The organism is Neobacillus sp. YX16 (genome assembly GCF_030123505.1).
In the GTDB taxonomy this organism is placed as follows: Bacteria; Bacillota; Bacilli; order Bacillales; family Cytobacillaceae; genus Neobacillus.
The window spans coordinates 4,077,126-4,096,983 of sequence record NZ_CP126115.1 but is presented as its reverse complement, the minus strand read 5'-3'; the positions used below and the strand labels follow the sequence as shown (position 1 = coordinate 4,096,983).

At 37.4% G+C, this 19,858-nt stretch carries 20 protein-coding genes and 1 riboswitch; of the genes, 14 read left to right on the top strand and 6 right to left on the bottom strand.

Annotated elements, in window-relative coordinates:
- Positions 1–16: 16 nt before the first annotated feature.
- The 8 genes from QNH48_RS20035 (at position 17) to QNH48_RS20000 (ending at position 8,503) form a co-directional block, all read left to right on the top strand.
- On the top strand, positions 17–1,705 hold the full coding sequence (locus QNH48_RS20035) for a thiamine pyrophosphate-binding protein (RefSeq protein ID WP_481858510.1): 1,689 nt from the start codon (positions 17–19) through the stop codon (positions 1,703–1,705).
- 12 nt (positions 1,706–1,717) lie between these two features.
- Complete coding sequence (locus QNH48_RS20030) at positions 1,718–3,163, top strand: aldehyde dehydrogenase family protein (protein ID WP_283951721.1); 1,446 nt, start codon at positions 1,718–1,720, stop codon at positions 3,161–3,163.
- A 16-nt stretch (positions 3,164–3,179) separates the two neighbouring features.
- Positions 3,180–3,962: an aspartate dehydrogenase gene (gene nadX, locus QNH48_RS20025; protein ID WP_283951720.1), complete on the top strand. Its 783-nt coding sequence runs from the start codon at positions 3,180–3,182 to the stop codon at positions 3,960–3,962.
- A 108-nt stretch (positions 3,963–4,070) separates the two neighbouring features.
- Positions 4,071–5,375 (top strand): aromatic ring-hydroxylating dioxygenase subunit alpha, encoded by a 1,305-nt coding sequence (locus tag QNH48_RS20020; RefSeq protein WP_283951719.1) that lies wholly within the window; start codon positions 4,071–4,073, stop codon positions 5,373–5,375.
- A 62-nt stretch (positions 5,376–5,437) separates the two neighbouring features.
- Positions 5,438–5,947, top strand: a complete 510-nt coding sequence (locus QNH48_RS20015; protein ID WP_283951718.1) for an aromatic-ring-hydroxylating dioxygenase subunit beta — start codon at positions 5,438–5,440, stop codon at positions 5,945–5,947.
- Between the two features lie 30 nt (positions 5,948–5,977).
- Positions 5,978–6,763: an SDR family NAD(P)-dependent oxidoreductase gene (locus QNH48_RS20010; RefSeq protein ID WP_283951717.1), complete on the top strand. Its 786-nt coding sequence runs from the start codon at positions 5,978–5,980 to the stop codon at positions 6,761–6,763.
- Positions 6,760–7,755, top strand: a complete 996-nt coding sequence (locus QNH48_RS20005) for a VOC family protein (RefSeq protein WP_283951716.1) — start codon at positions 6,760–6,762, stop codon at positions 7,753–7,755. Before QNH48_RS20010 ends, QNH48_RS20005 begins: the two co-directional genes overlap by 4 nt.
- Positions 7,756–7,885: 130 nt before the next feature.
- Positions 7,886–8,503 (top strand): GntR family transcriptional regulator, encoded by a 618-nt coding sequence (locus QNH48_RS20000; protein WP_283951715.1) that lies wholly within the window; start codon positions 7,886–7,888, stop codon positions 8,501–8,503.
- 28 nt (positions 8,504–8,531) lie between these two features.
- Here the strand turns inward: QNH48_RS20000 and QNH48_RS19995 are convergent, their stop codons facing one another.
- Positions 8,532–10,088 (bottom strand): ABC transporter permease/substrate-binding protein, encoded by a 1,557-nt coding sequence (locus QNH48_RS19995; protein ID WP_283951714.1) that lies wholly within the window; start codon positions 10,086–10,088, stop codon positions 8,532–8,534.
- Positions 10,088–11,218, bottom strand: coding sequence for an ABC transporter ATP-binding protein (locus tag QNH48_RS19990; protein WP_283951713.1), 1,131 nt, complete (start codon positions 11,216–11,218; stop codon positions 10,088–10,090). Before QNH48_RS19990 ends, QNH48_RS19995 begins: the two co-directional genes overlap by 1 nt.
- Positions 11,219–11,412: 194 nt before the next feature.
- Between QNH48_RS19990 and QNH48_RS19985 the strand changes: the two genes are divergently transcribed.
- Complete coding sequence (locus QNH48_RS19985) at positions 11,413–12,144, top strand: M50 family metallopeptidase (protein ID WP_283951712.1); 732 nt, start codon at positions 11,413–11,415, stop codon at positions 12,142–12,144.
- Positions 12,145–12,249: 105 nt separating this feature from the next.
- Positions 12,250–12,735 (top strand): nitroreductase family protein, encoded by a 486-nt coding sequence (locus tag QNH48_RS19980; protein ID WP_095249694.1) that lies wholly within the window; start codon positions 12,250–12,252, stop codon positions 12,733–12,735.
- A 53-nt stretch (positions 12,736–12,788) separates the two neighbouring features.
- On the opposite strand, the gene QNH48_RS19975 is transcribed toward QNH48_RS19980, so the two are convergent.
- Positions 12,789–13,763, bottom strand: coding sequence for an NAD(P)H-dependent flavin oxidoreductase (locus QNH48_RS19975; RefSeq protein WP_283951711.1), 975 nt, complete (start codon positions 13,761–13,763; stop codon positions 12,789–12,791).
- Between the two features lie 271 nt (positions 13,764–14,034).
- On the opposite strand from QNH48_RS19975, the gene QNH48_RS19970 reads away from it, so the two are divergent.
- On the top strand, positions 14,035–15,009 hold the full coding sequence (locus QNH48_RS19970) for an acyltransferase family protein (protein ID WP_283951710.1): 975 nt from the start codon (positions 14,035–14,037) through the stop codon (positions 15,007–15,009).
- Between the two features lie 186 nt (positions 15,010–15,195).
- Here QNH48_RS19970 and QNH48_RS19965 read toward each other — a convergent pair whose 3' ends face one another.
- The 3 genes from QNH48_RS19965 to QNH48_RS19955 all read right to left on the bottom strand — a co-directional run bounded on the left by QNH48_RS19965 (position 15,196) and on the right by QNH48_RS19955 (position 17,615).
- Positions 15,196–15,723, bottom strand: coding sequence for a MerR family transcriptional regulator (locus tag QNH48_RS19965; RefSeq protein WP_283951709.1), 528 nt, complete (start codon positions 15,721–15,723; stop codon positions 15,196–15,198).
- Between the two features lie 54 nt (positions 15,724–15,777).
- The gene (locus QNH48_RS19960; RefSeq protein WP_283951708.1) at positions 15,778–16,650 is read right to left on the bottom strand and encodes a MerR family transcriptional regulator; all 873 of its coding nucleotides are present in this window, start codon (positions 16,648–16,650) and stop codon (positions 15,778–15,780) included.
- Positions 16,651–16,826: 176 nt separating this feature from the next.
- A complete protein-coding gene (locus QNH48_RS19955) occupies positions 16,827–17,615 on the bottom strand; it encodes an HAD family hydrolase (protein WP_283951707.1) in 789 nt (262 codons plus the stop codon).
- A gap of 121 nt (positions 17,616–17,736) precedes the next feature.
- Between QNH48_RS19955 and QNH48_RS19950 the strand changes: the two genes are divergently transcribed.
- The 3 genes from QNH48_RS19950 to QNH48_RS19940 all read left to right on the top strand — a co-directional run bounded on the left by QNH48_RS19950 (position 17,737) and on the right by QNH48_RS19940 (position 19,758).
- The gene (locus QNH48_RS19950; RefSeq protein ID WP_283951706.1) at positions 17,737–18,459 is read left to right on the top strand and encodes a polysaccharide deacetylase family protein; all 723 of its coding nucleotides are present in this window, start codon (positions 17,737–17,739) and stop codon (positions 18,457–18,459) included.
- Positions 18,460–18,620: 161 nt separating this feature from the next.
- Positions 18,621–18,761: riboswitch (cyclic di-AMP (ydaO/yuaA leader) on the top strand.
- Between the two features lie 107 nt (positions 18,762–18,868).
- Complete coding sequence (locus tag QNH48_RS19945; RefSeq protein ID WP_283951705.1) at positions 18,869–19,264, top strand: sporulation protein; 396 nt, start codon at positions 18,869–18,871, stop codon at positions 19,262–19,264.
- Positions 19,265–19,410: 146 nt separating this feature from the next.
- Positions 19,411–19,758 (top strand): hypothetical protein, encoded by a 348-nt coding sequence (locus tag QNH48_RS19940; RefSeq protein WP_095249704.1) that lies wholly within the window; start codon positions 19,411–19,413, stop codon positions 19,756–19,758.
- The last annotated feature ends 100 nt before the right edge of the window (positions 19,759–19,858 follow it).

Below are 19,858 nucleotides of genomic sequence, written 5' to 3'. Positions count from 1 at the left end.
AAGGCAGGAGTAAATGATGAGTCCACAAGTTCAAATGGAATTTACAACGGCAGATGCTATTGTTCAAGAGTTAGTCCGAGCAGGTGTTACGACAGCTTTCGGAATTGTCAGCATCCATAATATGCCAATCTATGATGCGATTCTTCGTGAGGGAAGCATTCACCTCGTTTGTTCTCGCGGTGAAAGCGGAGCAGTTAATATGGCTGATGGTTATGCACGTGCAACTGGTAAATTGGGTGTCGTCATTACTAGTACAGGGACTGGAGCTGGAAATGCTGCCGGTTCACTTATTGAAGCTTGGGCAGCAGGCGTGCCTGTTCTGCATATTACTGGTGAAGTAGCTTCTCCTTACTTAGGTACGGGAAGAGGATATATTCACGAATGTAAGGATCAGTTGTCGATGATGGAAGGAGCCTGTAAAAAGGCACTTCGTTTAAGAAAACCGGAGCAAATAGCTGCTGTAGTTAGACAAGCGATTCAAGATGCATTAGCTGCTCCATCTGGACCAGTAACGCTTGAAATTCCCATCGATTTTCAATCTGCAATTATCCCAAACTATACTCTTGAAGAAGTCAGATTCGCAGCTCCAACGAGCCATATAGCTATAGATTTACCCAAAGAAATCGTAGCCAAAGTCAGTAATGCCCGCCGTCCTGTTATTTGGGCAGGGGGAGGAGTGATTTCTGCAGGGGCATCGAATGAAGTAAAGCAATTGGCAGAAATAATTGGTGCAGCTGTTATCACAAGTCAAACTGGAAAAGGAAGTATTCCAGAAGATCATCCTCAGTGTATCGGTCACTTTGCAGCATACGAGTTAACGAAAAAATTATTAATGGATTCAGATTTATTGATAAGTATTGGTGTACGTTTTAGAGGAAACGAAACTGCGAACTGGAAAGTTCCTGTTCCGAAAGAACATATTGCCATTGATGCAGATTGGCAGGCTATTAATCGGAACTACGAAGCTACCAATGGGCTAGTAGGTGATGCCAAGCAAATCCTTAATACAATCATTCAAGACTTAACCAATATAGAAATAAATCCTGACCCGGCATATCTAGATGAAGTACAATCGGTACGACAAGAATTACGAGCTGCGTTACGAGCAACCCTTGGTCCATACGAACAAATTCTAGATGGCATGCGAAAAATATTGCCGCGTGATTCTATATTAGTGCGTGATGTAACCGTCCAAGCAAATGTGTGGGGAAGTCGATTATTTGAAATCTATGAACCTCGTACTTCTATTCATGCTTCTGGTGGAGGAATTGGCCAGGGATTACCGACAGCCATTGGCGCACAAATGGCTTTCAAAGACCGTCAAGTAGTGTTGATGGCTGGTGATGGCGGATTTATGGTGAATGTAGGAGAAATGGCAACTGCTGCTCAAGAAAATTTACCATTAATCGTGGTATTGTTCGATGATGCTGGCTATGGGGTACTCCGAAATATTCAAGATGCTGCCTACGGACGTCAAGTAGCAGTCGATCTCTTAAGTCCTGATTTTGTACTATTAGGACAATCTATGGGATTTGATTCTACTAGAATCGGCTCACCTGATGAATTTGTCTCAGCACTTGAAAAAGCAGTTGATACTAAAAAACCAGCTATTATTGTTGTTGATATGGAAGCTGTGGGACCAATGGCAAAGCCATTTGGAGGACCTCCAGGCGCAGCAGATGCATTCAAACCGAGAAAGCTTTAAGGGGGGAAAAGAATGATCTCAACATATCCATTTGTTTCAGGTAAGTACTTGATTGGCGGTAATTGGTATGAAGCAGAAAAAAAAGCTAATGTCACCAATCCAGCATATATAGATGAAGTTGTCGGGGAAGTAGCTTTATGCTCCAAAGTAGATGTTGATCATGCGATTGCTACAGCCGAAAAGGCATACGAGAACTGGTCCCACAGCAATATTGAGGAACGAGCAAGCAGCATGCATTTGGCAGCTGAGGAAATAAAAGCACAAGTTGAAGAGAATGTAACCTTGCTAGTACGTGAGAATGGAAAAGTACTAGTGGAAGCAAAGAAAGATTTGCTGCGCTGTGTAGATATTATGCACCAAGCAGCAGATGAACTTCTTGAATGGTGGAAGCCGGAAATATTGCCAGGCAATCAAAAGGTGCAAATTCGAAAACGTGCACGTGGTGTCACTGCCGTTATTTCACCTTGGAACTCGCCGATGATTTTAACCTTTAAGCGAGTGATTCCTGCTGTTTTGACAGGAAATACTGTAGTGGTTAAGCCAGCTACAAATTGTCCGCTCACAATTATGTCATTTTTAAAGGTGGTGGCTTCCTATTTCCCAGCAGGAGTCATTAATGTTGTAACAGGTTCGGGTAGTGTGATTGGAGAGATGCTTTGTTCTGACCCAAGAGTAAAGACGATTGCTTTCGTGGGCAGTACTGAAACGGGAAAAGAGATCATGCGTGCAGCTTCAGGTACTGTAAAGAACCTTTATATGGAACTGGGTGGAAATGATGCCGCCATTATTTTTGAAGATGCTAATCTTGATGAAGATAGTATTAAACGTCTTCGTTTCGGAGTACTTCGCGCTGCAGGCCAGGTATGTTCAGCTATAAAAAGGATTTATGTACATGAATCAAGGTATGAAGAGGTCGTAGAAAAACTAAAAAAAGAATTTCAAAGAATCAGGGTTGGCAATGGAATGCAGCCTGATGTTGAAATGGGACCTTTAAATAATAAATCGCAATATGACTATGTTAAAGGGTTAATTAAACGTGCAGCTGATTCGGGTGCAAATATCATTTCAGCTGGAATTCAGATAGATCCTGAATCATGGGATCAAGGGTACTTTATCTTACCAACGATTATTACGGGTGCAGATCAAAATAGTGAAATTGTTCGTGCGGAACAATTTGGTCCTGTTATTCCTATTTTGCCTTTTACATCCGTAGAAGAAGCCATTAAGTTTGCAAATGACAGCGAATTCGGCTTAAGAGCGTCGGTTTGGACCGAGGATGAAGAACTGGCAATCCAATTGGCAGACCAATTAGAAGCAGGAGCTGTTTTTCATAATAACCATACCGTTTTCCAAGACCTCCATCTTGATTTCCCAGGTCTAAAAGAAAGTGGACTATCTCGTGAAACAAGGCACTGTGGGTTAGAATATTTTGCAGATTCCTACGGGTTAGGCAACTGATAAGGAGGATCGTCAGATGAATATCGGCTTAATCGGCGGTGGAAACATTGGCAGATTCCTACTTCAAAGTATTAATACCAATAATCTCCTAGTAAATTCCAAAATTGTTGGCATTTATACCCGCAATCCAAAATCGGCACAGCAGCTAGCAGCTGAATTTGATACTGAAGTCTTTGATGATATTCAATCACTATTACAGTCGAATATAGACTTAGTTATCGAAGCTGCTACTGTCGAAGTAGTGAAAGAGTATGCTGCTCAGGTTCTAAGCAGTGGTAAGGATTTAGTACTTAGCAGTGTTGGTGCTCTCAGTGATCTGAATTTTATTCATTCGTTGGAAGAAATCTGCAAGGAGAATGGCAAAAAAATATACCTCCCCTCCGGTGCAATTGGGGGATTAGATGTCTTAAAAGCAGCGAAATCCAATGGTGAACTCGACAGTGTTTCGATTATTACAAGGAAGCCGCCTCAGGCTTTACCGGGTGCACCATTGGATATAGAACAGGTTCTTTTTGAGGGTTCTGCTCGTGATGCCATTGAGTTATTCCCAAAAAACATCAATGTTTCAATCATTTTGTCCCTTGCAGGATTAGGACCGGATAAAACCCGAGTAAAAATCATTTCTGATCCAGGTATTAAGAAAAATAGTCATAATATCGAAGCAGCAGGATCCTTTGGCACATTATCTCTAAAGGTTGAAAATGATCCTATGCCGAATAATCCAAAAACGAGTTATTTGGCTGCTCTTAGTGTATTGTCATCATTGAAAAATAAAGATGCTGTTATCCAAGTCGGTTAAATTATTTATAGGAAAGAACCTTAATAATAACATAAAGGGGTAAACGTTATTAATTGCTTTTTCCCCTGAATGAGTAGCAATGCAAACTATATTTAGGAGGAAAGGGCAATGTACAAAACGAACATTAATTTAGAAGAGATGTCTCAAAAAGAAGCCATTGAATACTTAAATGAAACCGTTAAACCTGACACGGGAGCCATTCCTGCCTATCTTCTTGGTGATCCAACGATATATGATTTAGAGCACAAAAAAGTATTTTTAAAAACTTGGGTATTTATTGGACATGAATCAGAAATTCCTAACAAAAATGACTTCATCACAAGGGATGTGTCTGGTTATTCGGTCATTATTTCTCGAGGTGCTGATAATCAAATCCGTGGCCTATACAATATGTGTACACACCGCGGGATGAAGCTTTGTCGCGCAGATGCTGGCAATAAGTCATTATTTACTTGTCCTTATCACGGCTTTAATTTTAAAAACAATGGAGATTGTGTCGGTATTCCATTACAAAAAGACATTTACGGTGTTGACTTAGATAAATCTCAGCTGGGTTTACACAAAATTAGAGTGGAGTCATACAAAGGACTAATATTTGGTACTTGGAATGATGAAGTAGAGTCTTTAGATGCTTTTTTAGGCGATTTTAAATGGTATATTGATATATTTGCAGGAAGAGCAGAAATGGAAGTTATGGGACCTCCGCAAAGATTCGTTATTCATTCCAATTGGAAAATCGGAGCAGATAACTTCGTAGGTGATTCCTATCATACGATGGTTACTCACGGTTCTATTGCCAAATTAGGAATGGTCCCAAGTGCAACTTATTCAAAAAAAGGCTATCAAATCCACACCAATAATGGGCATGGTTTGAACCTTGGCACACCGAATCCAGACTTCGCCTTCCCTGAAGAATTAAAGGATGAGTACAAAGCAAATCTAACGGAAGAACAATACGAGGTTCTATCTAATCTTAAGAATATGATCGGAAACATCTTTCCTAACCTATCGTTTTTAATTTCTCATACAAAAATTAAAGGCCAGTTAATCTCTAATACTTCTATGCGCATTTGGAGACCAATATCTGTGGACAAAATGGAAGTAATTACATGGTTTTTAGTTGAGAAAAATGCTCCAGAGGATTGGAAAAGACGCTCACGAGAATCATTTATTCTGACATTTAGCCCTTCAGGTATATTTGAACAGGATGACACAGAAGTATTCACAGACATTACAGCTGCTGCCTCTGGTACGATGCCATTAGTAAAACAGCTTACATTTAATTACACGATGGGCTTGCACCGTAAACCAGTCACAGAATTCGTTGGTCCAGGTGTCGTTTATGATGATAAATTTACTGAAGCCAATCAAAGAAATTTTTATCGTTACTGGCTTGACTTAATGACTAAGTGAGGTTGCTCTCACACTTTTCATGACTTTTGACAAAAAAATATTAAAGGATTGAGGGAGAAGTTATGACAATTGAGAAGATGCTAGCGACATACGAATTTGAACAATGGCTCTATCAGGAAGCGAAACTGTTAGATGATATTGATTTTGATGGGTGGTTTAGTTTAATGCACCCATCATTAAAATATCAAATGCCGGTCCGTGTTAATAAGGAGGGTACAGAACGCCCAGATTATGCCTTAGATATGTATGCATTTGATGATGACATTGAATTATTGAAAATTCGTGTGGATCGTCTAAAAACGGATTATGCATGGGCTGAAATTCCTCCTTCCCGAACTAGAAGATTAGTGAACAATGTGCGGCTGATAGATTATAAGCCAAATGAAAAAGCAGTGGTAAACAGTTATTTGATGATTTACCGCAGTCGCAGTACCGATATTCATCACGATTTAATATCTGGTGAACGACTAGATGAATTTATTTTTGAAAATGGAGAATGGAAACTATCGAAACGCTTTTTCATTGTTGACCAAACGACTATTAATACAAGAAATTTAGCTATCTTTGTGTAATGGCTTTCGTAGCAGGAAGGGGCAGTATTTATGGCTCAGTTAAGTGGTAAATCAGTTTATTTGACTGGTGGTGCTTCTGGTATCGGAAAGGCAGTAACAGAAGCTTTTGTGAAAGAAGGAGCAGTGCTTACCGTTCTCGATAAATCATTAGAGGGACTGAATCAACTAAAGCAGCAGTTTGGTGATTCTGTGCAATGTATCGAGGGAGATGTTACGAATTATCAAGCACATGCTGATGCAGTTCGGATGGCCGTGGAAGCATTTGGGAAGTTAGATGTTTTTGTTGCGAATGCTGGTGTTTTTGATGGGTTTGCTAAATTCCAAACTGTTACTCCCGAAGCAATGTCAAATGCATATGACTTCCTGTTTGACATCAATGTAAAAGGATATTTCAATGGGGCAAAGGCGTCAGTGGAGGAATTGAAGAAAACAGGCGGTAATATGATTTTCACTGTGTCAGGTGCGGGGTTCTATCCTGATGGGGGAGGAGTCTGGTACACCGCCAGCAAACACGCACAAATTGGTTTATTGCGCCAGCTTGCGTTTGAGCTTGCTCCTGATATAAGAGTGAATGCTGTTGCTCCGGGAGGAACGTTGACAGCACTAAATGTCATTTCTCCGCTTCAGCCATTTGTAAAAATGGTAGATAACGAGACAAAAGAAAAAAGTATTAAATCACGAAATCCGCTTCGGATTGCAATGTCTTCTGAAGACCATGTAGGAGCTTACTTGCTGCTTGCTTCCGATAAAGCAAGGGCGATTACTGGAGAAGTTATATCGAGTGATGGTGGATTATCTGTCCGTGGCCTAGGATGAAAAAAGAACTAGAGGTGACCATTTTGACTAAATCGTTAACAGGAAAAAAACCTTTGGCTGGCAATAATGAAATCAATCAACTTGCCTTTGTTGTTCGTGATATTGAAAAGACCTCTGAAATGTTTGCTAAACTTCTCGGGATTCCGAAACCTGCATGGTTCTTAACAGGTGATAGTGAGGTTTCCAAAGTGGTTTTTCGCGGTAAGCCAACGAATTCACGAAGTAAATTAGTGTTTATGAATACACCAACCGTGCAATTTGAACTAATCGAACCAAACGAAGAACCTGGTACAATGCGAGAATTTTTAGATACAGTGGGAGAAGGAATACATCATATTGCCTTTGATGTGGATTCTATTAAGGTAAGCCTTCCGATTTTTGAAGAAAATGGATATCCATTACTCCAAAGTGGTGAATTTACTTCAAGTGACGGAAGGTATGTATATGTGGATACCTTGAATGACCATAAAACGCTGGTAGAACTTCTTGAAAGTGCTGAACCAAGGGGTACAGAGCCAAGTAAAGAATTCTATGAATCTTTGCTCGGGACTAATAAGGTTGAGCAGCTGGCGATTGTTGTAAAGGATCTCGATGCAGCAGCAGATGCTTACTGTAAACTACTAGGGGTTGAAAAACCACAAGTTATTCAATCAGGACCAAGCGAGCTTACTCAGGTTGTTTTTGAAGGAGAGGCAACCGAAGGTGATTCTAGATATATGTTTATTAACACTCCGCTGCTTCAAATTGAATTAATTGAGCCAGGTCTTTCTCCTAGCACTTGGAAAAAACACCTTGAAACGCATGGAGAAGGTGTTCATCATATTTCGTTTGTAATTAAAAATATGGATGAAAAAATTAAGCTTCTAGAGAAAATGGGGTATCCCGTTATTCAAACGGGGAATTTCTATAATGGAAAAGGCAGATATGCTTATATGGATACCACCTCGGACTTTAAAGTAATCATTGAATTACTAGAAAGATTTGATTCATAAAAATGAGTGCTAGACACCACGGGTGCCTGGCACTTTTTTTTGAAGTTTAACCTATCTGTTCGCATCGCCCATTTTTTTAGAGTATAGTGGAATAATAAAGTAAAATTGACTTAGTTTCGTGGAGGAATATATGCAAAGGGCACAAATACCAACTTATGAACGGATAGCAATCGACTTAGCGAATCGAATTTACGATGGTAAATTCAAAGTAGGTGAGAGGATTCATGGAAGATCTACTTTGGCAAGTGAGTATAAAGTTTCTCCTGAGACCGTAAGAAGAGCAATAAAGATATTAGAAGATGTGGAGATTGTTCAATCAACAAAGGGCAGCGGGATTGTTATTTCTTCTCGGGAGAATGCTTATAAATATATACATAGATTTTCGAATTTGGCGAGTATAAAGGACCTTGAAAAAGAAATTAACAAACTTTTTACCGAGAGAAACAAAATCGATGAGCAGCTTTCTGAGTCAGTTAGAAAAATCATGGATTATTCGACAAAGCTGCGACATACCAACCCATTAGCTCCCATTGAGGTAGAGGTTTTTCAAGGCTGTGTACATATCGGCAAGACGATTTCAGAAGTGAAATTTTGGCAAAATACAGGTGGGACCGTGATTGGGATGAAGAGAAAGGGAGAATTAATTATTTCTCCTGGGCCCTACGCATTGATTCTTGAAGACGACGTTCTTCTCATTATTGGGGATGATGAAACCTATGAGAGAGTGGTCCATTTTATGGAGGATTAAAAAAAGCCGGCAGCGCCGGCTTCATCATTTATTTTATTAAACCTTCCTCTTTTAAAAACTCTTTTGCTACCTTTGCTGGTGATTCCTTCAGGCTGTCAACTTTGTAATTAAGCTTTCGCATTTTATCATCTGTCAGTATACCAGCAAGTGAATTTAGTACTTCTTTAAGTTCGGGGTGTTTTTTTAATGTCTCTTCTTTGACAATGGGAACAGCATAATAAGGAGGGAAGAAGTTTTTATCATCCTCTAATACCTTTAATCCAAATTCTTCAATTAATCCATCAGTAGAAAAGGCATCGATGACATCACTCTTATGATTATCAAGCGCAGTATAGCGCAATCCTCCGTCTATTGCTTTTACATCTTTAAAGTTCAAATTGTAGGTCTTAGAAAGACCGATTAATCCATCTTCCCGATTTGGAAATTCAATGGTAGGACCCATAATCATGCCTTCACTTACTTTAGCAAGATCGGAGATGGTATTTAAATTATATTGTTTAGCACTATCTTGACGTACTGCTAATGCATAGGTGTTATTGAATCCAAGTGGTTTTAACATGTCGATACCATACTTCTCCTTGAATTCCTTTTTTACATAGTCATAAACCTTGTCAGGATTACTTTGTGGACTTTGATTAAGAATATTCACTAGTCCGGTCCCTGTATATTCTACAAACATATCAACATCACCATTTTTGATAGCACTAAAGGCTACCTGTGAGCCGCCGAGATTCAGTTTTCTTTCTACCTCAATATCCGTATTACTCTCAATTAAATCAGCCAGCATATTCCCAAGAATCAATTGTTCAGTGTAATTCTTAGAGCCTACGGCAATTTTATCTGCAGCATTAGCCTTTGAATATACAGTAAAGGCACCAGCAGCAACTAAGATAATACTAGTAATTGCAATTACTAAACGTTTTACCTTTTTACTACTTTTAGATGCTGATTTTCGTTTATTACTGTAGGAAAATTTCGTTTCAAGTTTACCAACAACAAAATCGATTAATAGGGCAAGGATACAGGCTGGAATTGCACCTGCAAGAATCATGTAATTATCAACGGTCTGTACACCAGAGAATACGAGATAACCAAGGCCTCCTGCACCAACGAATGCTGCGATGGTCATTAATCCGACTGCTGTTACTGCAGAAATTCTGATACCCGCCATAATCATCGGAAAAGCTAACGGCAGCTGAACCTTTTTCATTGTTTGACTCTTGGTCAGACCGATACCTTTGGCGGCTTCCAGAATGTCAGGATCTATATTCGTTAATCCTGTATATGTGTTCTTTACGATTGGAAGAAGAGAATAAAGGACAACCATTACGATGGCAGGGGCACTGCCGATACCAATGAAGGGAATTAAGAATCCTAGCAGGGCCAAACTTGGTATTGCCTGTATAATGTTCGTTGTTCCAATAATCGGCTTAGATAGCTTTGGCTGCCGTGAAATTAAAATGCCTAACGGAATACCGACAATAACCGCAACGAGGACAGAAATAATACTTAAATAAATATGTTGACCTAGTAAATTTAGTATCTGTTCGTAGTTTGTACTTAAATAGTTATAAAAATCACTCATTAAAAGGCCACCTCCAAATCAATTAGTTGGCTGCTTAAAGCCGACAAAATACTGCTTCTCGTTATGAGTCCAGTTAATTGCTTTGAATGATTGATAACAGGCACATAGCCAATTTTATGTTCATTCATCGTTGCCAAAATGGAAATTAAGTTACTATCCTCAGTAACTGCTAGGACATTTTTCTCCATTACACTATCAATCTCAGAATTTCGGTTTAGTAGTTGAATTCCTTTTAAAGTCACCAAGCCTATTAAAATATTATTTTTGTCGGTTACCATTAAGCTATCGACCTTATTGGATTTCATTATCTCAATAGCCTGTAATACGGTTCGCTTAGTAGTAATCTTTACAGGGTTAGGAATCATAATATCCTCAGCCATTAATAATTCAGGGTTATTCCAAACTCTTCTCTTTCCTATAAATCCTTCGACAAACTCATTGGCTGGGTTCTTAAGAATATTTTCAGGGGTGTCGAACTGGAGAATATCGCCTTCTTTTAATATACAAATCTTGTCGGCTATTTTTATGGCTTCATCCATATCATGGGTGACGAAAATGATGGTTTTGTTGAGTTCCTTTTGCATTTGAACGAGTTCATCCTGCAGCGAATTTCTAGTTACGGGATCTAAGGCACTAAAGGGCTCATCCATTAAAATTATATCTGAATCCGTTGAAAAGGCTCTTGCTACCCCAACTCTTTGCTGCTGTCCACCACTTAATTCTTTTGGAAAACGGTCTAAGAATTCACTAGGATTTAATCCGACTACATGGAGAAGTTCCTCTGTTTTCTCAGCAATTCTATTTGGGTCTTCACCTTTTAGTTTTGGAATTAATTCCAAATTCTCTCTAATCGACATGTGAGGGAAGAGACCTGTATTTTGGATAACATAGCCAATATTTCTCCTCAACTCGATGGCATCCATGTTGGAAATATCCTTACCGTTCACAAAAATCTTCCCTGCGGATGGCTGAATTAATTTATTAATCATTTTTAATAATGTAGTTTTCCCACAACCGCTGGGTCCAATAAAAACAACGAGTTGACCTGCTTCAATATCAATCGAGAAGGGCTTTATAATCGTTTTATTTCTATACTTTTTCACAATATCTTTAAACTCTATCAAATTCATTCCTCCTAAAAAAAAATCTCTTTAGCAAATACCAACAACTTAATGGTAACACAAAGGTTGGTGGTTTGTCGAGTCGACCTCTTTCTTGAGGTCAATTTTATCCCACAAAATAAAAAGTAAAATTTTTCAGAATATAAAGAAAAGTGGTAAGATAGAGTAAAAAAGAAAGCTTAGTGAAAAGAGGGGGAAGTAAATTGGAATATATAAAAGAAAAGCTTAGTATTAAATTTTTCCTCTTCCTTGGGTTGGCATTTATCTTAATACACCTTCCGATATTAGGTGATTATTTTAGAATTATTAATACGGTGATCCATGAATCTGGACACGCATTTATTGCTCTGTTTTGGGGGAATGTTGAATCCATTTCATTGTTTATGAATGGTGATGGGGTTACACACGGAACACAATCAATATGGATTATTGACTTTATCACTTGTGCGGCAGGTTATTTGATTTCTTCGTTCATGGCATATATTTCGTTTTGGTTAATCAAAAAAAATAAACATACATTTTTCATCGATATGCTATTAGGATTAATACTAATTAATTTTATCTTATGGGTCCGGAATCCCTATGGTTTATTCTGGCTTGCATCCTTTGGTTTTTTATTTCTAGCCTTGCTTATTAAAGGAAGCCAAAAAGTAATTCATAATCTTGTATTGTTAATTGCCTGCGTCATTTTAGTAGAATCAGTAAGTACTGCCTATGATATTTTCATGATTAGCCTAATTCAGCCTCACGCAGCTGGGGACGCAACAAACCTATCTCAATTAACAGTATTTATACCAGCTCAAGGATGGGGGATATTCTTCTTTGTACAATCACTTTTCTTCATCTTTCTTGGATTCAAGAAAGGCTTGTTCAGTATAGGTGCGGTAGACATACAGCCGAAATATCAGTTAGAAGGAACAAAAGATTATTATTAAAAGGTCCGGCAGAAAATTCAGATTCTTTAGGTTGTATAAATATTTTAATAAATGGAACATATGATAGATTAATGTGGATTTTCAACAGTATGAGGAGGGGGTACATTGGATATTCTTGATGTAATTAAAAGCCGGCGTACTATAAAAAAATTCAAATCAGATGCTGTTAATCTTGATTTGATATATTCATGGTTAGAGGCTGCAAAAATGGCTCCTAATCACCGAATGACAGAACCATGGGAAGTATATTTTATTGGTCCTGATACGAGGGCAAAACTCAAACATAAGAGTGATTTTGGAAATGCGCCTGTACTGATTGCTGTAGTATCTAAACATGGTGCCTCGGCGGTTGAAAAAGAGGAAAACGCTTTGGCAACAGCTTGTTTTGTTCAAAACTTTAATTTAGCGGCATGGTCAGAAGGGGTAGGCACATTTTGGTCATCTATCGGAATTACAGCAAAAAACAAGGAAATATTAGAAGTTCCTGAAAATTATAACCTTATTGGTGTATTGGGAATTGGTTACCCTGAGATTATTCCAGACCCAAAACCAAGGACATCCATCATGAATAAAATAAAAAATTTACCTTAATGAGAAGAGACAACCTCAAAAATGTGGTTGTCTCTTTTTATTAAGTTAATTTATTACTGCATAGCGTTTTGATATTCTGTTGTCAGATTATCCATGATTTGCTGGACAGGAAGAATTTCCTTGATTTCATCTACTCGGGCGCCAGCAAAGACAAGTCCATTTTCCACATCGCCTGCAACTGATACGAGTAAGGAATCGAGCGTACAGAAGCGATAAGAGCAATTTTTTAAACAATCATGACATTTGGCAATTTTTAATTTGTCTGGCCCACTAATTAAGTTGGAAAAGTTATTAGCAATTACTCTGCCGTGTAAGCCAACCGTTGTTTTGACTAACAAAGTATCCTCTTTACGAGCATCAACGTATTTCTGTTTAAATGCTAGTGGAGCGTCACATTCTTCACTTGCTACAAATCTAGTGCCCATCTGAACCCCAGATGCCCCCATTGAAAGAGCTTTTGCGATATCCTCGCCAGTCATGATACCACCAGCTGCGAGAACAGGAATCGATACTGCTTCCACTACTTCTGGAAGTATGTCAAACATCGGTCTGTCAGTTCCGAGATGTCCGCCAGCTTCAAAGCCTTCAACCACTACTGCTGCAGCGCCGAGTCTTTCTGAAATTCTTGCTAATTTGGCAGAAGAAACAATGGAAATGACGGGAATGCCAGCCTGTCTGCCCCAAGCATACATATCCCTTGAAATTCCTGCCCCTGAAATAATAAAATCAACTTTTTCCTCTAGAGCGGCTTTCATTTTTTCTGCAAAATCATTCATTGCGAACAGGACATTTACGCCAATATAGCCAGCATCTTTTACAAGACTTTTTGCTTTTCTAATATGATCACGCATTTCATCTGTTGTAATACCAGTACCTGAGATAATTCCAACTCCGCCAGCATTAGCAACAGCAGAAGCCAGTTTACTTAATGAAATACCAACACCCATTCCTCCTTGAAAAACTGGAACCTTTGGCATGATATGTGCAATTTTTAATTGTGGAAAGTTCAATTTATAACCCCATTTCATTATTTAAAAATTTAGAACTTACTCTGAATACTATCATGGATTGTTTTTTATGTATGTGATTTTTATCATCAGGTCTTAAAAGTTGGTAATAGAATTTATTACCAATAGTTAAATATACATAGGACATTGCGATTATTATTTTGGAATTGTAATTTTACCGACATAGAAAGTAACTTATATTCAATACCTTTGTAACATTACTAAGGTAAAATAGTATAAATACACAAACATAAAATTTTATTACAATATCTTTTTGTTTTGGAGGGATAGGATGGCTTCGACTACAAGTAGAAGTAAGTATTTTGATAATGCAAAATTTATATTAATTTTTCTTGTTGTTTTCGGACATATGATTAGCCCATATAAGGATCAAGATAAAGTTTTATTTACTTTATATACCGTTATTTTTTTGTTTCATATGCCAGCATTTATTTTGATATCCGGCTATTTTGCCAAAGGCTATCGAAAAAAAGGGTACTTACTTAAATCTTTTCAAAAGATTTTAATTCCCTATTTTATTTTTCAGATTATCTATTCAGTTGTCTATTTCTTAGTGGGGAAGGAGAAAACACTTGAATTTGATCTGTTCCAGCCACATTGGTCGTTGTGGTTTTTACTAAGTTTATTCTTCTGGAATTTACTTCTGTATGTATTTGCGAGATTAAAATGGGCGGGATTGCTTGTCGCGGTTTTAGTAGGAATAGCAATTGGTTATTTTGAGCAAGCCGGAAGCTTTATGAGTATATCTCGGACGTTTGTTTTCTTTCCATACTTTTTGTTAGGTTTCTTATTAAATGGAGACCATTTAAAACGAATCATTGGGGCAAAGTATGCTGTTCCAGCAGGAGTAGTAATTATCATTACTACGTTTTTATTTTTTGGATTAAGTTTTCCTGAAAATGCTGTTCCATGGCTGTTAGGGGATACCTCTTATGAAAATATGGGAGGAATGCAGCTTACGGATGGGCTGCTGCGAGGATTGCAATATGTTTTAACTTTAATTGTAGTTTTTGGCTTCTTGCCATTAATCCCATCGAATCAGTATCGTATAACGAAAATAGGCGAAAGAACACTATATGTTTACTTATTCCATGGGTTTATCATTAAGGCAATTCAATCTATTTTACCGAATGCCATTTCCGAAAATTATTTATTTTTAATTGCCTTCTCCTTCATGGTTTGTATTGTGCTTGGCAGTTATATGATTAAAAAATATACACAGCCGCTTGTTGAGTTAAAAATATAAAAGCCGAATGTGTCCTTAACACATTCGGCTTTTCTTTGTCTAGCTTCAGCGCCTAGGGGCTCGGGGTCATAAGCCAATCCATCAAGAAGGTAAAGACCACCCTTCTCGCCGGCTCGTCTTATGCCTGTCGGCCCTGGGAAAAAATGAAATGCTTTTTTCTTGGGCAAGGCGCTTATGCTTTTCTAGTTATCCCAAAAATCCAAACAAGGAGCTGACGATATTCTTCTTCTTTCTATTTAGCTTTCCTTGATCTAATACGAGTGGCTTTTCAGGTAAAGCAGACTTAGTTATCTCATCAAGCTGCGAATGAAGTGATTCTACTTGTTTTGATAAATCTTTCACTTGGATTTGCAAATCTTCTATTTCACGGCGGTGCTGCAGCAGCTGATAGGAGGCGACAGAATCTGCTTTTGAGTTTACCTTTGCTTCTAATTCGCTAACAATCGTATACAATCTTTCCAGTTCTGCGTTTGTCTCTGGGGTTGCTTTTACTGTTCCTTTCCGAGGTTTCTTCTCTTGAACAGGTGCTATTTCTTGAAGTAAGGTCCCATTTTGGATTTGAGTTTGAATGTTTCTTAGAAGATCAATATCTTCATTATTAAAATGATAATGCCCACGTTCATTTCGCTCCATTGGCAGTTCAAGCTGTTTTACCCATCGTTGAATGGTACTTGCTGACACCCCTAATAATTTTGCTACTTCGCTCGTGTTCATAATGATTCCCTCCACTTGAAAAATTTGACCATAGCAGCAAGTGTCGTGATAGTTTTACTCCCAGAATTTCCACCATTTCTTTTCTTTTGCAGCAGCTACATCACGGAAGCTTGTTAATAAATCCTGAAAAGCAGCTTCTCTTTGCGTGATTTCATGTAGGAAATGATCACGTTCTTTCCCGCGTTCTTCACGGTCCTTTTCTATAACTTCCGATAAACTATTGATTTCTGTGTTTGTAATATCTACGTAGTGAGCAAGTTCCTCTGTAGATTCAGATAATTGCTTTGATAACGTATAAATTTCTTCTGATGTTTCATGGGAGGCATTGACAATACTTTTTGATAAATAATGAAGTCTTTCAGTCGTCTGTTCTGCTGTTTTTTCAATGTGTTCCGAAAGTTCCTCAATTTCTGCTTTTGTATTAGCAGACGTTTTATAGATGGAATCAGATATGGACTTCACTGTATAGTAGGTACCTTTTGAAATCTCTTTTTTTACCTCTTCAACTACCTCTTTACGGAGAACACTTCGAATTTCATCCTTTACCTCACTTAAGAAGGTTTGTTTATAATTATCCATCGCATCGAAAAATTGATCTGCATTCTTAATGGCAAGCTCCTCATTTGTTACTTCGGGCATAGTTTCTGAAACCATTGGCAAGGAGGAGGTCGGGGGTTCGGAAATCTCGTTTTCTACAGGTTCATCCTTTGTTTGTAAGTTTTGCAGGATCATCTCCGTACTTATTTTGTTTTCGTACATTTGTTTAATATCCAGGAGTAAATCTAGTTCTACCTCCGAATAAATTCTTGCGCCTTGTCTAGTCCTGGGGATATCAAGATATTCCTCAAGTTCCTTTTCCCATTTTTTTAATGTAGCTGGCTTAACATTTATTTTTTTGGAAACTTCCTTTAACGTGAAAGTTTTCATAGTGGTCAAATCCCTTCTATCCAATTTACGGTAAAACATCTATGGATAGTAAATTCTATAAGGTGCACCCCATTTTCCTGCAGGTTGACAAAAGCTATCAAAACAAGACGTATACCACGAAATACCAACAAAATCATGCAAAAAAAGCTGTGCAATATGGTATGCACAGCTTTCGTTTACTCAATAATCCCTAATGTTTTTAAGCCATTATATATACCTGAATCTGTTACGGATGTGGTTTTATGTTTAGCATATTGATAGAGGTCTGGATGGCCATTTCCCATCGCAAAACCTTCACCAACACTCAGGAGCATTTCTTTGTCGTTCATGCCATCACCGAATGCAATTGCATTTTCCTTCTTAAGGCCGAGATGCTTTAGGACATATTGAACTCCAATACCTTTATTGACTTGATCTCTAATCACGTCATAACAATGAAACATACCTTCAAGATTTACTTGTGATAACTGGATTTGATCTTCCTGTTTATATAATGCAACATCCTTTGGTTCTAAATTGATCAAGGTCATTCCGAGTACTTCATAATCCTCAGAGGGTGAATAGGAGTCGTTTTTATGTAAATGAAACTTATCTATAAATTCTTTTACACAATCTGTTTCTAAATCAGTGAATAAGTTTTGGTCTTTCGTATACAAGACAAGTTCATGTTGATTTTTTTTCGCTATATCAATAAATTGTTTGACACTCTCCTTGTTCATTGGCTCTTGGAATAGGTCTTTATCTTGATAAATAGCAAACGCACCGTTATACCCAATGAGGGAATGAACATTTAACTCTTTCGCAAGATCCCTGATTTCATGTAAAGGTCTGCCGGTTGCTAAAAAAACCTCTATTCCTTTTTCTTGAACCTGACGAATTGCATTGACCGTAGTTTCCTCGATGGTATCATCCGGCTTAATGATGGTTCCATCAATATCTAAAAATAATACCTTATAATCAGACATTGAACCTCTCCTTAAATAGATATGTTCTTTCAGTTTATCATGGTTATTTATGAGATAAAAGATACGGACTGTGGAATACTAGGTAAAACTTACTTGGATAAAAAAGGGGAGGCCTATTTTTGTGTTAAGACTAGTATTTATTCTTCTTCTAATTTGCTTGCCTGAACAGGTTTTTGCACAGCAAAAGGTACCGATATTAGTTTATCATTCCATTGATCATTATTCCGGTCTAGGGTCCAAAGAATTATTTGTAACTCCGGAGAATTTCGAAAAGCAAATGATCTATTTGAAAAATCAGGGATATACCTTAGTAACATTTGAACGCTGGCATGAACTTAGTAAAATAAAGAAACCTATTTTTCTAACCTTTGATGATGGATATAAAAATAATCGTAACGCTTTTGAAATTCTCCAAAAGTTAAAAGATGAAACTTTTAAGCCAACAGCAACCTTTTTTGTAATATCGGATTTTGTCGGTAACGTAAATCGTTTAACTCAATCAGAATTAAGAATGATGTCTGACTCTGGTGTTATTTCTGTTCAATCGCATACGGCTACACATCCAGATTTGACAAAATCAGAAGATCTCCTTTATGAATTAAAAGGTTCAAAGGAGAAAATAGGAAGGATAACAGGGAAACCTGTCATTGCCCTAGCCTATCCATATGGAAGTTTTAATGAACGTATAGCTTCTGAAACGAAAAAGTATTATTCATTTGGATTGACAACGACACCAGAAATTTATTCAAAAAAGGGTATCAAAAACGAAGATTTTTACCTGCCACGGCTATATGTAAAGTATTCAACCAATTTAGAAGAGTTCGCGAAATTAATTACAAAATAATAAGGGCACTAAGTTGTCAAATATCGATGATTCAGGAGCAAACACTAGAAAAATCATTGTTTTTATACAACATTGGAGATTAGTCAGTAAATTTCCGAGAAAATTACTCTTTACAAGTAATCAGGTTGAGGATAAAATTATCGTGATAATCAACATGAAATTAAATATTTCGGCCAAAACCCATCATTCTGGGTACGGAGGAACCAATTTATTGGGGTTAATTCTACTATTGTAGAAGGGGTGAGAATTTCTTTCGCCATCCTACCCGTCAGCTAACTTCGTCGGCTAAAGCGAAGGAGGTCATGGACCGCCAAGTACAGGGGCTTTTTTGTTTTGAGTAACACTTTAAGCAGCTTGACTTACTGTTGGTCTTTTATTTATGCCTATTTTTAGGGAACAGGTGAAGAAGATGACATTAAAAGATTATTTAACAAAGCTAAAGATTGGCTTGCCAAAAACAATGGTACACTTGGATAAAAAGGTATATGAAGCCGGAAGTGTTATTAACGGTACCATTGAGATAACTGGCGGACTGATGAAAAATAAAATAAAAAGATATGATATCGATCTAGTAGGGATTGATTCCCAGGCATTTGTAGAAGAAATAGTAAATAGTCTTTCCGTTTTCTGTTCTCTTGAGAGTAGTCCAAACCAGACTGGAAAAATTTCGTTCTTAATCAATGTTCCTGACGATATTAAAACAAATCAAAGTAAATTTAACTATTCTTTAATCATTAATATTGATTTAGGAAATGCAAACAATATTACGCAAAATGTCCCAATTATGATAGATGCCGTTTTATAGTATGTATCTATTAAACTAGTTATTTAATGTAAATCGGAATATTATCCTATTTATTGATATAGCTTTGTAAACTACTAGAAATTAGGCTGTAAACAATCACCGTTATAATAAAGGTAACAGTAGACTTTATTAGGGCGGGTGCAATGATGGAAGACACAATGGTTAAATCCTATTTACAGAAATCACTAGAAGAGTGGAAGGATGATATTTCATCAGTCCTTATCGAAATTGATAAAGAATATGAAGAAGTGGCACAAGAATTAAAGGTATACTCATACAAATACGGAATTACCAAGCAAGTTATTCAATCAACCGTAAACGAAGAAATTATTGAGAGTATCCGCCAAAGGTATCATAAACCCTTTGAGGAAAGTTATAATCAATTAAAAGAGTATATAAAAGACTTAGAAGAGAAGCAGCGAGTTTTTCACATGTTTGTTCAAAAAATTGATGAAGTAAATCGTAAGGAATCATCAAAAAATACAAACTTATAAAAGGTAACAGTCTGGTCCATTGGGATCAGGCTTTTTTTGTCATAAATTAGGAATTGTCGGCAAGATAAAGGCGGTTTGCATATAGTATTAGCAGGATTTG